The organism is Rhizobacter sp. P3_B12 (assembly GCF_056402895.1).
Window position 1 is genome coordinate 1 of sequence record NZ_JBFUGN010001323.1, and the last position, 1,342, is coordinate 1,342.

Annotated in this window: 2 protein-coding genes; both read left to right on the plus strand. The window is 65.9% G+C overall.

Features of this window, described 5'->3' with window-relative positions; all coding sequences use genetic code 11:
* A partial coding sequence (locus tag AC1D01_RS34910) for a hypothetical protein (protein WP_477874131.1) occupies positions 1–845 on the plus strand: 845 nt, incomplete at its 5' end.
* A gap of 245 nt (positions 846–1,090) precedes the next feature.
* On the plus strand, positions 1,091–1,342 hold a 252-nt coding region (locus tag AC1D01_RS34915; RefSeq protein WP_477874133.1), incomplete at its 3' end, for a hypothetical protein.

Sequence of the window (1,342 nt, forward strand, 5' to 3'; positions counted from 1 at the left end):
ACACGCAGCAATCGGGTGATTACTCGCCGGTGACCGTCGCTGCCGGCGACTTCGTCAAGGTCAACGGCGGGGCCAGCTTCCCGATGCCGCCGAAGCCCAACAATTCGCGCAATCCGGCGCTCTCGGACGACTTTCACCAGCCCTTCACGCAAAGGATCAAGCTGGGCGATCTGGTCCGGGGCGGCGCATCGCCGCTGGTGGTGGGCGACAACACATTCCAGTTCAATGTGCAGATCTCCGGCCTGCTGAACGTGCACGTCGAGGTGTTGTATCCCCAAGGCACCGCACCGGCCTATACACCGCCTTCGGCGATCCACCGTTTCCCGCTGCATTCGGAGCTGCCGCGCATGGGGCCGCCCGTGCGGTTCCAGAGCATCGCCGGCACCGAGGTCGGCCCGGGCCAGGCCCTGGGTGCCACCGACGTCACGCGCATTGCGGTCAACGGCGTGGCGCCGCTCAACATCGAGGTTGGCAACGCCAGCTGGGCCGGGTGGGCGCCGCAGTGGATGAAGGTTCCCGTGATCAGCGACGAGTTGTTCACCACCGGTGGCGTGGCCGGCATTGCGAAGCTCGAGGTGTTCTTGCGCAAGGTCGGCACCGGGACCGGGCCCGGCGAGCTGGTGTTGTCGCTCGACACGGCCGTCGATGCCCCGGCGCCCCAGGGCCGGTACCTGCTGAATCTTGATTCGCGCAAATTCGCCAACGGCGACTACGAGCTGTTCGTCCAGGCCACCACGCCGTCGGGCCTGAAGAGCCACCCCAACTACGGCGACGAAACGCATCACTTCGACCTGAGCGTTCTCTCGGGTGCCTATTACCCGATGCCGATACGGATTCAGAACTGAGCCGTGATCGGGCATGAAACACACCTCGACCACCCTGGGCACGCCCTTTTTTTTGTCACGTCTGCAATCGATTCCACGACACGATGAAACCTCGAGCCACTCACCAGCTGCCCAGTGCGTCCGTCTGCCTGCTGTTGATGGCAAGCGTCGCGGCATGCGGTGGCAGTGAAGGTCCCGCACCAGCGCCTGCACCTGCGCCCGCTCCCGCTCCCGCTCCCGCTCCCACCGGCTCCGCAGGATGCGGCTTGCCCTCTGCTGCGTTCTGCGACACCTTCGATGCGCCATCCGTGAATCGTGGCCGTGCGGGAGAGCTCGATTCGACACGCTGGAGTGGAAGCCGGTTGGCTCCCTCGCTGAACAGCGGCGCCGGCGAAGCCACGCCCATCGGCCTCGCCACCCTCAGGCCCTGCCGGGCCGGGCTGCCCAACCAGGTTTTCCCTCCCTCGGACACCTTGGTCTGCGATGCCAACGGCGCTGTTGGCAGCCCTCACCTGATG